Origin of the sequence: Bosea sp. OAE506, from assembly GCF_040546595.1 — a bacterium.
In the GTDB taxonomy this organism is placed as follows: domain Bacteria; phylum Pseudomonadota; class Alphaproteobacteria; order Rhizobiales; family Beijerinckiaceae; genus Allobosea.
On sequence record NZ_JBEPOB010000001.1, the window covers coordinates 507,762 to 523,707 of the forward strand.

Sequence of the window (15,946 nt, forward strand, 5' to 3'; positions counted from 1 at the left end):
CGGCCGCAGCCGGCTCTCAGCCATCGCCGGTCCCGGCACATTTGGCGAGGAGATCGGGATCGCAGAAGAGACGGTCGGCCGTCCGGCGGATGGCGCCGGCCTGTTCGAGCGAGCCGAGCGCCGCGTTGACCTTGGGCCGGCTGGCGCCCAGCAGCTGCGCCAGTTCGCCCTGCGAAAACGCCATGTCGAGCGGCACGCGCTTGCCCGGGGCGGCACGCCGGCCGGCCAGCCCGACCAGGAGAAAGCGGGCCAGCCTGACCTCGATCGAATAGAGCGCGATGCCCTCGAGCTGGTCGGTGGTCTGGCGCAGGCGGCGGCAGAGAAAGGCGACGATCCCGGCCGAGAGCGCGGGGTGGCGCACCATGAGCTGGTCGAGCGCGGCCCGGCGCAGGGACAGGGCGAGAACCGGCGTGATCGCCACGGCGTCCGCGCTGCGGGTGCCGCCGTCGAGCACGGCGATCTCGCCGAGCAATTCGCCGCGCGCGGCGTGGCGCATGCTGAGCTCGCGGCCCTCCTCGGTCGTGACGGACAGGCGCACGCGCCCTTCCGCGACGAGGAGAAGACGGTCGCCCGCCTCGCCGCGGGCGAACAGCATCTGGCCGGCATCGAAGCGCTGCTCGCGGAACTCGCCGGCACAGTCGAGCAGGGCCTGTGGCGGCAGCCCGGTAAAGAAGCCGGCCTCGCCCAGCATGGCCGCGATGGCGGAGGGCTCCATCGTCAGGCGATCTGGGCGAGCGCGTCGGCGATGCGCGCCGCGCCCCAGCGTCGGGCCGGCGTCGGCGCGGCGCCGCGACGGGCGATGTCCGTGCCCTCGCCCGCCGCCAGCACGACCTCACGGCCCGCAGCCCGCACGGCGACCTCGCCGCGCTCGACGAAGACGCCGAAGACGCCGTTGCTCGGCCCGGCGAAGAAGCGCGTGCCGCGCACCGCGATCAGCCCATAGGAGGAGCGCACGCGGATCCGCCCGGCCTCGCTGCCGGGCGCCTTGTCGACCAGCAGCGCGCCTGCCCCCAGGCTGATGGTGCCGCCGGCATCGACGATGAAGCGGTCGATGGTGATGCGGGTGTTTTCGCCCAGCCGAAGGTCGGTGGCCCGTCCGAGACGGAACCCGGCGCGTGCGCCCTCACCCGTCTCGACCCGGTCCCCGACGAAGACCGGCCCCTCGGCCGAGAGCCGGCGCCACGCCTCCTTCAGCCGCGCCATGGCATCGCCGCGCAGATCCGTCACCTGTCCCGCCGGTGAGGTAGCCTCCACTGCCTGGGCCCAGGCGGCGAGCGGGACGCCGGCCGCGGCCAACACCGTCGCCATGCGGAGAAGATCGCGCCGCTGGAACGGCACGTCGTCGGCCTGCTCCATCGCGCCTTGCCTGATCTGCATCGTCCCGCCATCCCCACGCATCGCCTGACATCTTCCCCATGAGAGACGCTGCAAGGTCAAGCGCGCGCCCGGCGGACGCCATCATCATGCGCCTCCTTGACGATGGTCGCCCGGCGCGACCACCCGGTTCAAGCCTCATCGCCCTGCGCCGACCGCGTCTCTCCCCTGCCATGGCCGCCATGGCGGGGGCCGGCCGGCTGCGCCATCCTCGCAGCGCCGGTGCCAGAGAGCCGCCGCGAGAGGAGGTTGCCCCATGAACGCTAACCAGAGCGACCTGCCCGCCCCGGCCGGCTTCGACGTCCGCACCGCGGATGGTGCCGTGCTGAGCGCCTTCGTCGAGGGGCGTGGCCGGCCGCTGCTGCTGGTCACCGGGCTCGGCGGTGGCGCGGCGTTCTGGACGAGCATCGCCGAGACGCTGGCCCGCTCCTTCCGCGTGATCCGCTTCGACCAGCGCGGCATCGGCGCCAGCACGCGCGGCAGCGACACCTGCAGCATCGAGACGCTGGCACGGGACTGTCTCGCCGTGCTCGACGAGGCCGGGATCGACCGGGCGGTGGTGCTTGGCCACTCGACCGGCGGCTGCATCGCGCAAACGCTGGCTCATCTCTTCCCCGAGCGGGTCGAGGGCTTGATCCTGAGCGGAAGCTGGCTGCGGCCGAACCACTATATGGGCGGCTATTTCGGGGCGCGGCGCGAGATCCTCGGAACGAATCCGGAAGCCTACGCCGCCACCTCGGTGCTCTGCGCCTATCCGCCGGCCTGGATCGAGGCCAACTGGCATGTCTATGAGGCGGCCCTGGCGGCGGCCCCGCTCAGCGCCACGCAGCAGGCGGTGATGCGGGAGCGGATCGACGCGCTGCTGGCCTTCGACGGACGCGATCAGATGGCGGCGCTCAGCCTGCCGGTGCTGGTGCTGGGCGCGCGCGACGACATGGTCGTGCCGGCTTTTCTCCAAGAGGAGATCGTCGCGGCCCTGCCCGGCTGCGCCAAGACCATGCTCGACACGGGCGGGCATCTCTTTCCGGTGTCGCGGCCGGATGCCTTCACCGCGACGGTGGCGGACTGGATCGGCCGCCTCGGCTGACGGACGCGGGATGGGCCGCGTCGAATTAGCGCCTTAGCCGGGCGGCGTCTTTGGATTAAGCCAGTTCCAGGGTCGGCCGCTCGCCGACCCGCGCCGCAAGCCCCAAGGATCTTCGTATGCACGCTTTCGCCCGCCTCGCCGCCCTGTCCGCGCTGTTTGCGCCCGTCCTGCTCGCCGCCCCGGCTTCGGCGCAGGATGTCGCCGCAGGCGAGCGCTCCTGGAACAAGTGCCGGGCCTGTCACCAGATTGGCGAGGGCGCCAAGAACATCGTCGGCCCGCAGCTGAACGGGCTGTTCGGCCGTCCTTCCGGCTCGGTCGAGGGCTACAGCTATTCCGCGGCGAACAAGAATTCCGGCATCACCTGGGACGAGGCGGTCTTCGCCGAATACATCAAGGATCCGCGCGCCAAGATCCCGGGCACGAAGATGGTCTTCGCCGGCATCAAGAACGAGAAGGAAATCGCCGATCTGACGGCCTTCCTCAAGCAGTTCGACAAGGACGGCAAGAAGCTCTGAGACGCCGGCTGCGGCCCGCGCGGCTGGCTGGGCTGCCACGATCCCTGCATCAGGCGCTCGGCGACCATGTGCCGAGCGCAGCGGACATCTCCGCCTTTCCCCGATTGTGTCCGTTCCGGCCCGTCGCGCGCAACATCGTGCGAAAGCGGCCGGACCCGCTCGGCCATGGCCCGGAACTTGAACGGTCTTCCGCGCCGCCGCACCAGCCGATGGCCTGTGCGGCGGCTGCATGCTGTGTTCTAGTCGGCGTCGGACGGAGTCTGAGGGGGCTCCGCCGCTCGTGACGGCGTGACGGTACAGGGAGAGACCCATGACGACTTCATCATCAGCCCTTCGGGGGCGGCTTGCGGCCGCCACGGCACTCGGCCTGCTCGGCCTCGTCGGCTCGGGCCTGCCGGCGCTCGCCCAGACACCCAAACAGGGTGGGACGGTGCATGTCGTCGTCCAGCCCGAACCGCCGATGCTGATGCAGGGCCTGAACCAGAACGGGCCGACCAACATGGTTGCCGGCAACATCTACGAGTCGCTGCTGCGCTACGACGACAAGCTGACTCCGCAGCCCTCGCTGGCCAAGAGCTGGGAGATCTCGGCGGACTCCAAGGTCTACACCTTCAAGCTCCAGGAAGGCGTGAAATGGCATGACGGCAAGCCTTTCAGCGCCGACGACGTCGTCTTCTCGCTCGACAAGTTCCTGCGCGACGTGCATCCGCGCTGGCGCCCGATCGCCAACAACCAGGTCGAGAAGATCGAGAAGGTCGACGATCTCACCGTCAAGATCACGCTGAAGCAGCCCTTCGGCCCGCTCCTGCTCTCGCAGGAGGCGGCCGGCGCGCCGATGATCCCCAAGCACATCTATGACGGCACCGACTACCGCGCCAATCCGGCCAACAACACGCCGATCGGCACCGGACCCTTCAAGCTGAAGGAGTGGAAGAAGGGCTCCTACATCCACCTCGTGAAGAACGAGGACTACTGGCAGAAGGGCAAGCCCAACCTCGCCGAGATCTACTGGCAGATCATCCCCGACGCGGCTGCGCGCGCCGTCGCCTACGAGACCGGCAAGGTCGATGTGCTCACCGGCGGCTCCGTCGACGTCTACGACGTCGCCCGCCTCTCCAAGCTGCCCAACACCTGCGTGACGACGAAGGGCTGGGAGATGTTCGCGCCCCATGCCTGGGTCACCCCCAACATCGCGCGCGGCGGCCCGCTCGCCAACAAGCAGTTCCGCCAGGCGATGATGTTCGCCATCGACCGCGAATTCGGCAAGGACGTCGTCTGGGGCGGCCTCGGCAAACTGCCGACCGGGCCGATCTCGTCGAAGACGAAGTTCTATTCGGCCGACGTGCCGAAATACACCTTCGATCCGACCAAGGCGAAGGAACTGGTCAAGGCGTCCGGCTACAAGGGCGAGCCGCTGAAGCTGCTGGCGCTGCCTTATGGCGAGGTCTGGAGCCGCTGGGCGGAAGCCATCAAGCAGAACCTGACCGATGTCGGCATCAATGTCTCGATCGAGACCACCGACGTGCCGGGCTGGACGCAGAAGGCCAGCAACGGCGATTTCGACCTGACCTTCAACTTCCTCTACCAGCTCGGCGACCCCGCGACCGGCGTGGCGCGCAACTACATCTCGACCAACATCGTCAAGGGTAACCCCTTCGGCAACCAGGGCGCTTATGTGAACCCGGAGGTCGACAAGCTCTTCGCCGAAGCCGCGATCGCGCCGACCGACGCCGCTCGACAGGAGGCGTACACGAAGGTGCAGAAGCTGCTGGCCGAGGAGGTGCCGGTGCTGTGGCAGCTCGAGATGGACTTCCCGACCATCTACCGCTGCAACGTCAAGAACCTCGTCACCACTGCCATCGGCGTGAATGACGGCTTCAAGGACGCGTGGAAGGAGTGACGCGCTCCTCAATGATCGCGTCACACACCCCATGAACGATTGAACTGGAGCGCTTGATCACCCTCAACCGTCATCCCGGACAAGCCGCGAAGCGGCGCAGCTCCGGGATCCATCGTAAAGCCAATCCCTTGGGCAGTCTCTGCCCTACGATGGATCCCGGAGCTCCGCTTCGCTGCGTCCGGGATGACGGCGCGGTTGTGGTCGAGCGCCGAGATCTCTTTCCATGAATCTCCTGCACTTCCTCTCCAGCCGGCTTGCCAAGGGCGTCCTGACGCTGCTCGCCATCGCGGTGCTGAACTTCTTCCTGATCCGCGCCGCGCCGGGCGATCCCGCGCAGGTGCTGGCCGGCGAAGCGGGCGCGGCCGATGCGCAGCTGCTGGAACAGCTGCGCGAGCGCTTCGGGCTGAACGAGCCGCTGCTGACCCAGCTCTGGATCTATCTCAAGGGCTACCTGACCTTCGATCTCGGCTTCAGCTACCGGCAGCAGCAGCCGGTGCTGACGCTGGTGCTCGACCGGCTGCCCGCGACGCTGCTTCTGACGGGCGCGGCCTTCCTGATCTCGCTGGGACTCGGCGTGGTCATGGGCGCGCTGGCCGCGCGCCGGGCCGGCCGCTGGTCGGACAGCCTGATCACGACGCTCTCGCTCGTCTTCTATGCGACGCCGCTGTTCTGGATCGCACTGATGAGCCAGATCGTCTTCGCCCTGAAGCTCGGTCTCGTCCCCAATGTCGGCTACGAGACCATCGGCGCGAACTACACCGGCCTGGCGCGGGCGCTCGACATCGGCCACCACCTGATCCTGCCGTCGCTGACACTCGGACTGTTCTTCACCGCGCTCTATGCGCGGATGATGCGCGCCTCGATGCTGGAGGTGGCAGGCGCCGATTTCGTCAAGACGGCGCGCGCCAAGGGGCTCTCTCCCGGGATCGTCTCGCGGCGGCATGTGGCGCGCAACGCGATCCTGCCCGTCGTCACGCTGGCGGGTCTGCAGGCGGGCCAGCTCGTCGGCGGCGCCGTCCTCACCGAGACGGTCTTCGCCTGGCCCGGCATCGGCCGGCTGATGTTCGACGCACTCGTCCAGCGCGATTATTCCGTGCTGCTCGGCGTCTTCTTCATGTCCTCGGCCATGGTCGTCGGCTTCAACATCCTGACCGATCTGGTCTACCGGATCGCCGATCCGCGCATCGAGGCGGCGTCGTGATGGTGCTCGCCTCTCCGTCATGGTCGGGCTTGTCCCGACCATCCACGCCTTCGCTCGTCGAGGCCTGTGTTCAAGACGTGGATGCTCGCCACAAGGGCGAGCATGACGGCGAGGGCTGCCCATGAACTTCTTCAAGCGGTTCTGCCGCAATCGTGGCGCCGTATTCGGCCTCGTCATCCTGCTCGCGGTCGTCGCCTTCGCGCTGCTGGCCCCGACGCTGTTTCCGCAGTCGCCCTGGCGCCCGGTCGGCCGGCCCTTCCTGGCGCCCTTCGTGATGGAGCGCTTCCCGCTCGGCACCGACACGCTGGGGCGCAACCTCGCCGCCGGGCTGGTCCATGGCGCGCGGGTCTCGCTGATGATCGGCGTGGTCTCGACGCTGGTGGCGCTGCTGATCGGCGTGCCGCTGGGCGCCGCCGCCGGCTATGCCGGCGGCTTCGTCGACGACGCGCTGATGCGCTTCACCGAGTTCTTCCAGACCATCCCTTCCTTCGCGCTGGCGATCGTGCTGGTGGCGATCCTGCAGCCGGCGCTGGGCTCGATCGTGCTGGCCATCGGCGTCGTGTCATGGCCGCCGGTGGCGCGGCTGGTGCGGGGCGAGGTGCTCTCGCTGAAGACGCGCGAATATGTCCAGGCGGCCGTCACCATCGGCCAGTCGACGCCGCGCATCATCTTCAGCCAGGTGCTGCCGAACACGATCGCGCCGATCATCGTGATGGGCTCGCTGATGATCGGCTCGGCGATCCTGCTCGAATCCTCGCTCTCCTTCCTCGGGCTGGGCGATCCCAACCTGATGAGCTGGGGCTATATGGTCGGCGCCGGGCGCACGCGCCTGCTCGATGCCTGGTGGATCTCGTTCTTCCCCGGCTTCGCGATCTTCCTGACGGTGCTTGCGCTCAATCTGGCCGGTGAAGGGCTGAACGACGCGCTGAATCCGCGCCTCGCCAGGGGGCGCGAATGAGCGAGGTGATGGCCAAGCCGGCTCCCGTCCTCTCCATCGAGACCCTGACGCTCGCCTTGCCGGCGCTGGCCGATCGGGCGCATGCCGTAGCGGACATCTCGCTGACGATCGGCGCCGGCGAGACGCTCTGCGTCGTCGGCGAATCCGGCTCGGGCAAGTCGATGATCGCCCATGCGGTGATGGGGCTCCTGCCCAAGGCCGTGAAGCCGGCGGGCGGCGCGATCCGCCTCGCCGGGCGCGATCTGCTGCAGCTCGACGAGGCCGCGATGCAGGATCTGCGCGGCCGTGAGGTCGGCATGATCTTCCAGGAACCGATGACCTCGCTCAACCCGGTGATGCGTGTCGCCGAGCAGATCATCGAGACCTTCGAGGCGCATGGGCTGCACAGCCGCTCCGAGCGGCAGCGCCGCGCCGTCGATCTCCTCGCCGAGGTCGGCCTCCCGGACCCGCCGCGGCTGGCGCGGGCCTATCCGCACGAGCTCTCCGGCGGCCAGCGCCAGCGCGTGATGATCGCGATGGCGCTGGCACTCGAGCCCAAGCTCCTGATCGCCGACGAGCCGACGACCGCGCTCGACGTGACCACCCAGGCGCAGATCCTCAAGCTGATCGACAATCTGCGCCATAAGCACGGCACCGCCGTGCTGTTCATCACCCATGACATGGGCGTCGTCGCCGAGATCGCCGACCGCATCGCCGTGCTCGAAAAGGGCGTTCTGGTCGAGGAGGGCACGGTCGATCAGGTGCTCGGTGCACCGAACCATCCCTATACGCAGAAGCTGCTGGCCGCGGTTCCCTCGCTGACGCCGCCGGCCCGCGCGCCGCTGCCGCCTTCGGCCCCGGTGCTGACGGTGGAAGGGCTGGGCAAGGTCTATCGCAAGCGCAGCTTCTTCGGCACCGCGCGCGAGGTCCGGGCCGCCGAGGACATCACCTTCTCGCTCCAGCGCGGCGAGACGCTGGGGCTGGTCGGGGAATCGGGCTCGGGCAAATCCACGGTCGGACGCTGCTGCCTGCGGCTGATCGAGCCCGATGCGGGCCGCATCAGCCTGAGCAGTCAGGCCGCCGGCGATCTCGTCCTGAGCGATCTGAAGCCCGCCGCGCTGCGTGCCCAGCGCAAGCGCATCCAGATGGTGTTCCAGGACCCGTTCGCCTCGCTCAATCCGCGGCAGACGGTCGGGCGGATCATTTCGGACGGGCCGGTGGCGCATGGCACCTCGCGGAATGACGCGCTGGCGACCGCGCGCGACCTGCTCGAACTCGTCGGCCTCTCGGCCAATGCGATCGACCGCTATCCGCACGAATTCTCAGGCGGGCAGCGCCAGCGCATCGGCATCGCACGGGCGCTGGCGCTGGAGCCCGACGTGCTCGTGGCGGACGAAGCCGTGTCGGCGCTGGACGTCTCGGTGCAGGCGCAGATCCTGACCCTGATCAAGGACATCCAGCAGCGACTGGGGCTCGCCATCCTGTTCGTGACGCATGATCTGCGCGTCGCCGCCCAGATCTGCGACCGCATTGCGGTGATGCAGCGCGGCCGGATCGTCGAGACCGGTCCGACGGCTGCGCTCTTCGCCGCTCCCAGCCACGACTATACGCGGGCGCTGCTGGCGGCGGTGCCCGGCGGCGCACGGTTCGGGCATTGATGACGTGATGAGACGACACTGGTTTCCGAGATGGTCGGGTCGAGCCCGACCATGACGCCCTCTCCCAGGAGCCCCGCACAATGCCTCTCGACCCCGCCCTTCGCGACAAGATCCTGGCTTCCGTAGAGGCCGGCTTCGCCGAGCAGATCGCCTTCACGCAGGAGCTGATCCGCTTTCCCTCGCTGCGCGGGCAGGAGCACGCCTGCCAGGATTTCGTCTACCGGGCGCTGCGGGAGCGGGGCTTCACGGTCGACCGCTTCAAGATGGACGAGGCCGCGATCAAGGCCCATCCCGGCGGCGGGCCGTTTTCCGAGCATCACTCCGACGCGCCGATTCTCGTCGGGATCCATCATCCGCGCGAGGAGAAGGGGCGCTCGCTGATCCTGCAGGCGCATGTCGACGTGGTCCCGACCGGGCCGGTCGACCAGTGGACCCATGCGCCCTTCGACCCCGTGATCGAGGGCGACTGGCTCTATGGCCGCGGCGGCGCCGACATGAAGGCCGGGCACGGCGCCAATTTCGCCTGCCTCGACGCGCTCCGGCGCATCGGCCTTCAGCCGGCGGCGACGCTCTATCTGGAATCGGTGGTCGAGGAGGAATCGACGGGCAATGGCGCGCTGATGACGCATCTGCGCGGCTACCGGGCGCAGGCCGCCCTCATCCCCGAGCCGGAATACGAGATGCTGGCGCGGGCCAATGCGGGCGTGATCTGGTTCCAGTTCGAGGTGCGGGGCGTGCCCGTGCATGTCCGCGAGATGGGCGCCGGCGCCAACGCGATCGACGCCGCCTACCGCGTGATCGCGGCCCTGCGCAAGCTCGAGGAGGAGTTCAACGCCGAGAAGGTCGGCCGCGAGCATTTCGAGGACCAGGCCCATCCGATCAACCTCAACATCGGCAAGATCGAGGGCGGCGACTGGGCCTCCTCGGTGCCGTGCTGGTGCCGCGTCGACTGCCGCGTCGGGCTCTATCCCGGCGTGACCGCGCAGGAGATCGCGCAGCGCATCGAAGACTGCATCCGCGCCGCTTCGCGGGCCGACAGCTTCCTCGCCAACAACCCGCCGAAGGTGACCTTCAACGGCTTCTGGGCGGAAGGCTATGTGCTGGAGCCCGGCAGCGAGGCGGAGGCCGTGCTCGGCCGTGCGCATCAGGCCGCCATGGGAAAGCCACTCCAGTCCTTCATGACACCGGCCTATCTCGATGCCCGTGTGCATGCGCTCTACGACCAGATTCCGGCGCTCTGCTACGGCCCGATGGGCGAGAACATCCATGCCTTCGACGAGCGGGTCAGCCTCGCCTCGCTGAAGCGCATCACCGGCGCGATGGCCCTGTTCGTCGCCGAATGGTGCGGGGTCGAACCCGTCTCGGGCTGAGAGGCGGGACAGGTCGGCGCAGCCCCCTTGATTGCGCGCCCTCTGCCCCCAAATGCGACAGGCGGGGATGTGGAACGGTCTTTCCATTCCCATGCTTTGGCGCAATATTTGAATCGCCGACGGGGCGGCGCGAATCGTCCCTGCCGCGTGCCGAGCGAGGGGCAGCACCAGCCGATGAAGAAGTCCAAGGCCTCCTCCCCGGGGAACACGGTCGCAGATCGCGGCCATGCCGATCCGGCGCCTGCCCAATGGCAGGCTGGAGGTCATGCTCGTCACCTCGCGCACGACCCGGCGCTGGATCGTGCCCAAGGGCTGGCCGATCAAGGGGCTGACCGCTCCCGAGGCGGCGGCGCGCGAGGCCTATGAGGAAGCCGGCGTGATCGGGCGCATCGGTACGGAGCCAGCCGGGCGCTACACTTACTGGAAGCGCAAATCCGACCATTTCGTGCTCTGCGAGGTGACGCTGTTCCTGCTCGAGGTCGAGCGCCAGCTCCCGGTCTGGGCCGAGCAGGGCCAGCGCCAGAGCCAGTGGTTCAGCCCCGAAGACGCAGCCGATCTGGTCGACGAGCCCGAACTCGCCACCGCCATTCGCCAGGCGACGATTGCGCTCGCCGCCTGAGACAGCCTGCCGCCGGGCTCAGTGCCCCGGCTGGGTCGCGGAGACGAGGCCCTCGCGCTCCTGCCGGGCGCGCGCCTCCTTGGTCTCCATCAGCCGGCTCTCGCGCAGCGCATTGGCGCTCTCCAGGATCGGATAGCCGATCGAGGCGACATGGCCGTGGATGCGCTTGAGATCGCGGATGATGTCGAGATGGATCGCGCTGGTCTCGATCGATTCCGGGCGCCCGCTGCGCAGCCGCTCAAAATGGCTCTCGGTCGCCCGCCGCTCGGCATCGCGCATCGTCGCCTTCTCGGCAAAGAGCTGCCGGGCGAGAGCGAGATCGCGCGTGGCGAAGACGTTGAGAGCGAGACCAAGGCCCGACGCGACGCGCTGGTGGAAGTCCCTGATCTCCGCCAGCCCCTCCGGCGAGAAGGCATAGCGCTTGCGGATCTTCTTCTCGGCGAGTTCGCGCAGGTTCTTGTCGATGATGTCGCCGATATGCTCGAGATTGGTGATCAGGGTGATGATCTCGAGGAGCCGGCGGCCCTCCTCGTCGGTGAGTTCGTTGCGCGAGACGCGCACCAGATAGAGCTTGATCGCCTCGTGGATGGAATCGACGCCGTCATCGGCCTGGGCGATGGCGCGGGAGAGCTTGAGCTCGTCCTTTTCCAGAAGGGTCATGGTGTCGCGCAGCATGCCCTCGACGCGGTCGCCGAGATGCAGTGCCTCCCGCATGGCGCAGGCGAGCGCCTCGGTCGGGCTGTCGAGCGCGTTGGGGTCGAGATATCGCGGCGCAACCTCGGTTTCCGCACTGTCCCGGTCCGGCATGAGCCGTTCCACCAGGGCCGCCACGGGCGTCACGAAGGGCAGGAAGAGCAGGGCGCCGACCAGGTTCAGGGCGACGTGGAACTCAATGGCGAGGCGCGCATCCGCCGAGGGCAGAGCCAGCAGCCAGCCCGAGAGCGGCGCGACGAAGGGCAGCACCGCCAATGCGAGGAGGAGCCGTGTCACGAGATTGCCGATGGCGGCGCGGCGCTGCGCGGCGGGCGAGCCGAGCTGGTCCAGGACCGGGATCAGCGCATTGCCGAGATTGGCGCCGATCACGAGGGTCAGCGCGGTTGCCGGCGGAAACAGGCCCGAGGCGGCGAAGGTCGCGATCAGCAGGATGACGGCGATGCTCGAATGGGTCAGCCAGGTCGCGGCGACGGCCACCAGCGCGGCCATCAGCGGCTCGCTCGCCAAGGCCGACAGCAGGGTGCGGAAGGTCGGCGACTGGGCAAGCGGCGCGGCAGCCGCGTTCAGCTCGATCAGCGCCAGCAGGATCAGGCCGATGCCCACGAGGATGCGGCCGATATTGCGGGCCCGGTCCATCGCCTCATGGCCAAGATAGAGCGCCACGCCGATGGCCAGGCACAGGCCCCAGAGCCAGCCGAGGTCCATGGAGATCACGAAGGCGGCGAGCGCCGTGCCGAGATTGGCGCCGAGCAGCACGGCGAGCGCCATCGCAGGGGCGATGAGCTTGCGGCCAGCGAAGGAAGAAACGAGCAGCGTGGTGGCGGTCGAACTCTGCAGGACGATGGTGACCAGCGCGCCGCTGCCGAAGGCGGCGAAGCGGTTGCGCGTGAAGCTCTGCAGCGCCTGACGCAGCGAGCCGCCGAAAGCCCGCATCGCCCCGGTGCGGACCAGCCGGACGGACCAGATCAGCAGCGCGACACCCCCGGCGAGGTGAAGCAGGATCATGGTCGCGCTGTCGTTCGTGGTCATCGGCGCAGGGTCTTTCTCCGATTCAGGGCGCGAGGATACTCCACAATCGCCGCTCTTTCATTAGCCAACTTAGCACCGATAGGGGCAAAACGTGCCCGTAATGCGGCAATCACCGCAAAAATGCCTCCTCAGGCGGCGCCTCCGGCTCAGTTGGGCGGGATCAGCGTGACGCCCGAGCCGGCGAGCGACAGGTTTACCGGCGTCCCGGCCGGGAGCATGGGGTGGTGGCCGTACTGGACGACGAAGAGTTCGCCCACCTGCGTCTCGATCATCAGGTCGAGATGGTTGCCGAGATAGGCGCATTTGCGCACCGTTCCGGGCAGCGAGCCCGCGCCGGCCTGGTCGGTCAGCAGCAGGCTTTCCGGGCGGATCGCGACACGGGCGGGACCGGTTGCAAGCCCCCGCGCCGGCAGGCTGACGCTGGCGGGGCCGATCGCGACGGTGGCGCGGCCGTCCGAGACGGCGGTGATGGCCACGTCGATCAGGTTCGCATCGCCGATGAAATCCGCGACGAAGGCGTTGGCGGGCTCCTCATAGAGCTCGCGCGGGGCACCCTGCTGGGCGATCTTCGCGTTCGACATCACGATGATCTTGTCGGAGACGGCCAGCGCCTCCTCCTGATCATGGGTGACATAGGCCACGGTGAGGTTGAGATCCTGCTGCAGCTCGCGGATCTCCTCGCGGACGCGCCGGCGTAGCTTGGCGTCGAGGTTGGAGAGCGGCTCGTCGAACAGCAGCACCTGCGGCTCGAGCACGAGCGCGCGCGCCACGGCGACGCGCTGCTGCTGGCCGCCCGACAATTCGGAGGGGTAGCGGTTCTCGAAGCCCTTGAGGCCGACGAGCGCCAGCTTCTCCAGCGCCATCTCGCGGGACTTCTCCTTGCCGAGCCCCTTCACGGTCGGCCCGTAGGCGGCGTTCTCCAGCACGCTCATATGCGGAAACAGCGCATAGGACTGGAAGACCATGCTGACGTCGCGGTCAGCGGCCGAGAGCCTCGTCACGTCCTGCCCGCCGATCAGGATCTGGCCGTCGCTGGCGATCTCGAGGCCTGCGATCATGCGCAGCGTCGTGGTCTTGCCGCAGCCGGAGGGGCCGAGCAGCGTCACCAGCTTGCCCGCCTCGACGGTGAAGCTGACATTGTCGACGGCCGTCACCGCGCCATAGCGCATGGAGACGTTGCGGAATTCGACGGATGCGGGGCCGGCCTTGGTCAACTTGCAGCTCCTTGGCTGATGGGGTCGGACACGGAGCTGTTGAGCGCGACGGCCTTGCGCCGGCCGAGCTTACGCTCGCCGACGCCGAGCTGGATCAGGCCGATCCCCAGCGCCATGAACACGATCAGCACCGAGGAATAGGCGATGGCGAGGCCGAATTCGCCGGCTTCGACGCGCCCGACGATATAGGCGGTGGCGAGGTTGTACTCCGCCGAGACCAGGAAGATCACCGCGCTGACCGCGGTCATCGAGCGCACGAAGGAATAGACCAGGGCTGAGACCAGCGCCGGCCGCAGCAGCGGCAGCACGACGCGCCAGAGCGTGGTGAAGCTGCGGGCGCGCAGGGTGGTCGAGGCCTCGTCCAGGCTCTTGTCGATCTGCGACAGCCCGGCGATGCCGGAGCGGACGCCGACCGGCATGTTGCGGAAGACGAAGGCGATGATGAGGATCAGGCCCGTGCCGGTGATCTCGATCGGCGGCACGTTGAAGGCGAGGATATAGGCGACGCCCAGCACCGTGCCGGGAATGGCGAAGGAGAGCATGGTCGCGAATTCTAGCGTGCCACGCCCGGCAAAGCGCTGCCGTGTCAGCAGATAGGCCGTGAGCAGGCCGATGATCGCGGTCAGGGGCGCCGAGATCGCCGCGACCTTGATCGTCGTGAAGAAGGAGTTCCAGGCCGAGCCCTGGAAATAGATGCCGTTGCTGAAGTCGATCGCGAAGCCGGTGGCGTAATGCTCCAGCGTCGGGGTGTGGTTGCGGCCCATCGACTTCACGAAGCCGCCGACGAGGATGACGAGATAGATCACGAAGGTCAGCGCGACCCAGGGCACGATCGCGGCTGCGGCGAGCCAGGTGATGCGGCGCGGTAGCGGGGTCGGTAGGCCTGAATCGCCCTTGCCGGTGACGGTCGTGTAAGATTTGCCGCCCAGCCAGCGCTGCTGCACCCAGAAGGCGCCGAGCGTGAAGGCGAGCAGGATGATGGCGAGAACCGCCGCCTGGCCCTGATTATAGGCCGCGCCGACCACGGCGAAGAAGATCTTGGTGGAGAGCACCTCGAAATTGCCGCCCAGCACCAGCGGGTTGCCGAAATCGGCCATGCTCTCGACGAAGCCGAGCAGGAAGGCGTTGGCGATGCCGGGCTTGAGCAGCGGCCAGGTCACGGTGCGGAAGGTCTGCCAGCGCTTGGCGCCAAGCGTCTGCGAGGCTTCCTCCAGACTGGGGCTAATGCCCTGCACCACGCCGATCAGCACGAGGAAGGCGATCGGCGCGAAAGCCAGCACCTGCGCCAGCAGTACGCCCGGCAGGCCGTAGAGCCAGCGCGAGCGCGGCACGTCGAACCATTCGTAGAGGAAGGTCGAGACCACCCCGGCGCGCCCGAAGAGCAGGATCAGCGCTAGGCCGATGACGAAGGGCGGGGTGATGATCGGCAGCACCGTCAGCGCCCGCATGACGCGCTTGCCGGGCATGCCGGTGCGCAGGATCAGCAGCGCGCAGGCGAGGCCGAGCAGGGTGGTGATGACGCCGCAGAGCACCGCCAGCACCAGCGTGTTCCAGGCGACGCCGCAATTGACGTTGGCGCTGAGGCAGCCGAGCCCCCAGATCGAGGAATCGAAGAAGCGCGCGAAGAAGGCTGCGGGAGCGAAGGCGCCGGCCTGATCGACCAGTGCACTGCGCAGGATCGTCGAGACCGGATAAAAGATGAAGAGCCCGATCAGCAGGATGACGATGCCGATCGAGGACGTTGTGAACAAGTCGCCCCGGCAGATGCCGCGATAGGCGAGGCCGTGGCAGAGCAGCAGCAGAAGCGCCACGATGACGATGAAGGCGCCGCCGCCCATGCCGCGCTGGACGCCGCCAGCCCCGCCGAGCAGCGAGGCCAGGCCGGGAAGGCCCTGGCCTTCGAGGCCGATGGCGAAGCCCTGCGCGAACAGAAGCACAAGGCCCAGCCCCCCGGCCCAGACGAGCGCCGTCGCGGTGCGCACCGCATCGCGGCTGGCGACGAAGGCCGTCGCGGCTGCCAGCGCCGCGCCGATCCAGAGCAGCCAGGGTGCCTGGCCGGAGAGGCCGAGCGCCAGTGCGCTGCCGGCCTTGCCGAAGGGATAGCCGGCCGCCCAGCCCAGCCGCGTCAGGCTCATGCCCTCGACGAAATACCAGGGCAGCACGGCATAGCCGAGCCAGCCGAGCAGGAGCACGAGCTTCGTGGTGGCGCGCATCCTTGCTAAGTCCCCTCACCCCAATCGGCCTGGCCGGTCGAACCGGCTCTTGTGGCCTCGTTGATCGCTTTGGTCTGGAACCGCGCCGCCGTCGCGGAGCAGGTCCGGACGGCGG

The 15,946-nt window shown here is 68.4% G+C and carries 13 protein-coding genes; 8 read left to right on the forward strand and 5 right to left on the reverse strand.

Annotated features, from left to right (window positions below):
- Positions 1 to 16: 16 nt before the first annotated feature.
- Together ABIE41_RS02530 and ABIE41_RS02535 are read right to left on the reverse strand one after the other, a co-directional pair.
- Positions 17 to 715, reverse strand: a complete 699-nt coding sequence (locus ABIE41_RS02530; RefSeq protein ID WP_192643254.1) for a Crp/Fnr family transcriptional regulator — start codon at positions 713 to 715, stop codon at positions 17 to 19.
- Between the two features lie 2 nt (positions 716 to 717).
- Entirely contained in the window at positions 718 to 1,377 is a 660-nt protein-coding gene (locus ABIE41_RS02535) for a FecR family protein (protein WP_192643255.1), read from the reverse strand.
- Positions 1,378 to 1,630: 253 nt separating this feature from the next.
- Here ABIE41_RS02535 and ABIE41_RS02540 point away from each other — a divergent pair, with 253 nt between their 5' ends.
- The 8 genes from ABIE41_RS02540 (at position 1,631) to ABIE41_RS02575 (ending at position 10,661) form a co-directional block, all read left to right on the forward strand.
- Positions 1,631 to 2,461 carry an alpha/beta fold hydrolase gene (locus ABIE41_RS02540; protein WP_192643256.1) on the forward strand — a complete coding sequence of 277 codons (831 nt, stop codon included), beginning with the start codon at positions 1,631 to 1,633 and terminating at the stop codon, positions 2,459 to 2,461.
- A 116-nt stretch (positions 2,462 to 2,577) separates the two neighbouring features.
- Positions 2,578 to 2,976, forward strand: a complete 399-nt coding sequence (locus tag ABIE41_RS02545) for a c-type cytochrome (RefSeq protein ID WP_192643257.1) — start codon at positions 2,578 to 2,580, stop codon at positions 2,974 to 2,976.
- Between the two features lie 310 nt (positions 2,977 to 3,286).
- Positions 3,287 to 4,876 (forward strand): ABC transporter substrate-binding protein, encoded by a 1,590-nt coding sequence (locus tag ABIE41_RS02550; protein WP_192643258.1) that lies wholly within the window; start codon positions 3,287 to 3,289, stop codon positions 4,874 to 4,876.
- A 223-nt stretch (positions 4,877 to 5,099) separates the two neighbouring features.
- Positions 5,100 to 6,077: an ABC transporter permease gene (locus tag ABIE41_RS02555; protein ID WP_192643259.1), complete on the forward strand. Its 978-nt coding sequence runs from the start codon at positions 5,100 to 5,102 to the stop codon at positions 6,075 to 6,077.
- A gap of 121 nt (positions 6,078 to 6,198) precedes the next feature.
- Positions 6,199 to 7,035 (forward strand): ABC transporter permease, encoded by an 837-nt coding sequence (locus ABIE41_RS02560; RefSeq protein WP_192643260.1) that lies wholly within the window; start codon positions 6,199 to 6,201, stop codon positions 7,033 to 7,035.
- Entirely contained in the window at positions 7,032 to 8,672 is a 1,641-nt protein-coding gene (locus tag ABIE41_RS02565) for an ABC transporter ATP-binding protein (protein WP_354191719.1), read from the forward strand. Before ABIE41_RS02560 ends, ABIE41_RS02565 begins: the two co-directional genes overlap by 4 nt.
- An 80-nt stretch (positions 8,673 to 8,752) precedes the next feature.
- On the forward strand, positions 8,753 to 10,042 hold the full coding sequence (locus tag ABIE41_RS02570; protein WP_192643261.1) for an ArgE/DapE family deacylase: 1,290 nt from the start codon (positions 8,753 to 8,755) through the stop codon (positions 10,040 to 10,042).
- Between the two features lie 226 nt (positions 10,043 to 10,268).
- Positions 10,269 to 10,661: an NUDIX hydrolase gene (locus tag ABIE41_RS02575; RefSeq protein WP_192643731.1), complete on the forward strand. Its 393-nt coding sequence runs from the start codon at positions 10,269 to 10,271 to the stop codon at positions 10,659 to 10,661.
- A gap of 18 nt (positions 10,662 to 10,679) precedes the next feature.
- Here ABIE41_RS02575 and ABIE41_RS02580 read toward each other — a convergent pair whose 3' ends face one another.
- From ABIE41_RS02580 to ABIE41_RS02590, 3 genes are all read right to left on the reverse strand, one after another.
- Positions 10,680 to 12,404: a Na/Pi cotransporter family protein gene (locus ABIE41_RS02580; protein WP_192643262.1), complete on the reverse strand. Its 1,725-nt coding sequence runs from the start codon at positions 12,402 to 12,404 to the stop codon at positions 10,680 to 10,682.
- Between the two features lie 146 nt (positions 12,405 to 12,550).
- Entirely contained in the window at positions 12,551 to 13,618 is a 1,068-nt protein-coding gene (locus tag ABIE41_RS02585) for an ABC transporter ATP-binding protein (RefSeq protein ID WP_210320956.1), read from the reverse strand.
- Positions 13,615 to 15,831, reverse strand: coding sequence for an ABC transporter permease (locus ABIE41_RS02590; protein ID WP_192643263.1), 2,217 nt, complete (start codon positions 15,829 to 15,831; stop codon positions 13,615 to 13,617). The genes ABIE41_RS02585 and ABIE41_RS02590 overlap by 4 nt, the downstream gene beginning before the upstream one ends.
- Positions 15,832 to 15,946: the final 115 nt, after the last annotated feature.

Bases quoted from the DNA above. Each gene is read 5' to 3' on its own strand.
- ABIE41_RS02530 (WP_192643254.1), bottom strand. From the start codon at position 715: ATGGAGCCCTCCGCCATCGCGGCCATGCTGGGCGAGGCCGGCTTCTTT.
- ABIE41_RS02535 (WP_192643255.1), bottom strand. From the start codon at position 1,377: ATGCAGATCAGGCAAGGCGCGATGGAGCAGGCCGACGACGTGCCGTTC.
- ABIE41_RS02540 (WP_192643256.1), top strand. From the start codon at position 1,631: ATGAACGCTAACCAGAGCGACCTGCCCGCCCCGGCCGGCTTCGACGTC.
- ABIE41_RS02545 (WP_192643257.1), top strand. From the start codon at position 2,578: ATGCACGCTTTCGCCCGCCTCGCCGCCCTGTCCGCGCTGTTTGCGCCC.
- ABIE41_RS02550 (WP_192643258.1), top strand. From the start codon at position 3,287: ATGACGACTTCATCATCAGCCCTTCGGGGGCGGCTTGCGGCCGCCACG.
- ABIE41_RS02555 (WP_192643259.1), top strand. From the start codon at position 5,100: ATGAATCTCCTGCACTTCCTCTCCAGCCGGCTTGCCAAGGGCGTCCTG.
- ABIE41_RS02560 (WP_192643260.1), top strand. From the start codon at position 6,199: ATGAACTTCTTCAAGCGGTTCTGCCGCAATCGTGGCGCCGTATTCGGC.
- ABIE41_RS02565 (WP_354191719.1), top strand. From the start codon at position 7,032: ATGAGCGAGGTGATGGCCAAGCCGGCTCCCGTCCTCTCCATCGAGACC.
- ABIE41_RS02570 (WP_192643261.1), top strand. From the start codon at position 8,753: ATGCCTCTCGACCCCGCCCTTCGCGACAAGATCCTGGCTTCCGTAGAG.
- ABIE41_RS02575 (WP_192643731.1), top strand. From the start codon at position 10,269: ATGCCGATCCGGCGCCTGCCCAATGGCAGGCTGGAGGTCATGCTCGTC.
- ABIE41_RS02580 (WP_192643262.1), bottom strand. From the start codon at position 12,404: ATGACCACGAACGACAGCGCGACCATGATCCTGCTTCACCTCGCCGGG.
- ABIE41_RS02590 (WP_192643263.1), bottom strand. From the start codon at position 15,831: ATGCGCGCCACCACGAAGCTCGTGCTCCTGCTCGGCTGGCTCGGCTAT.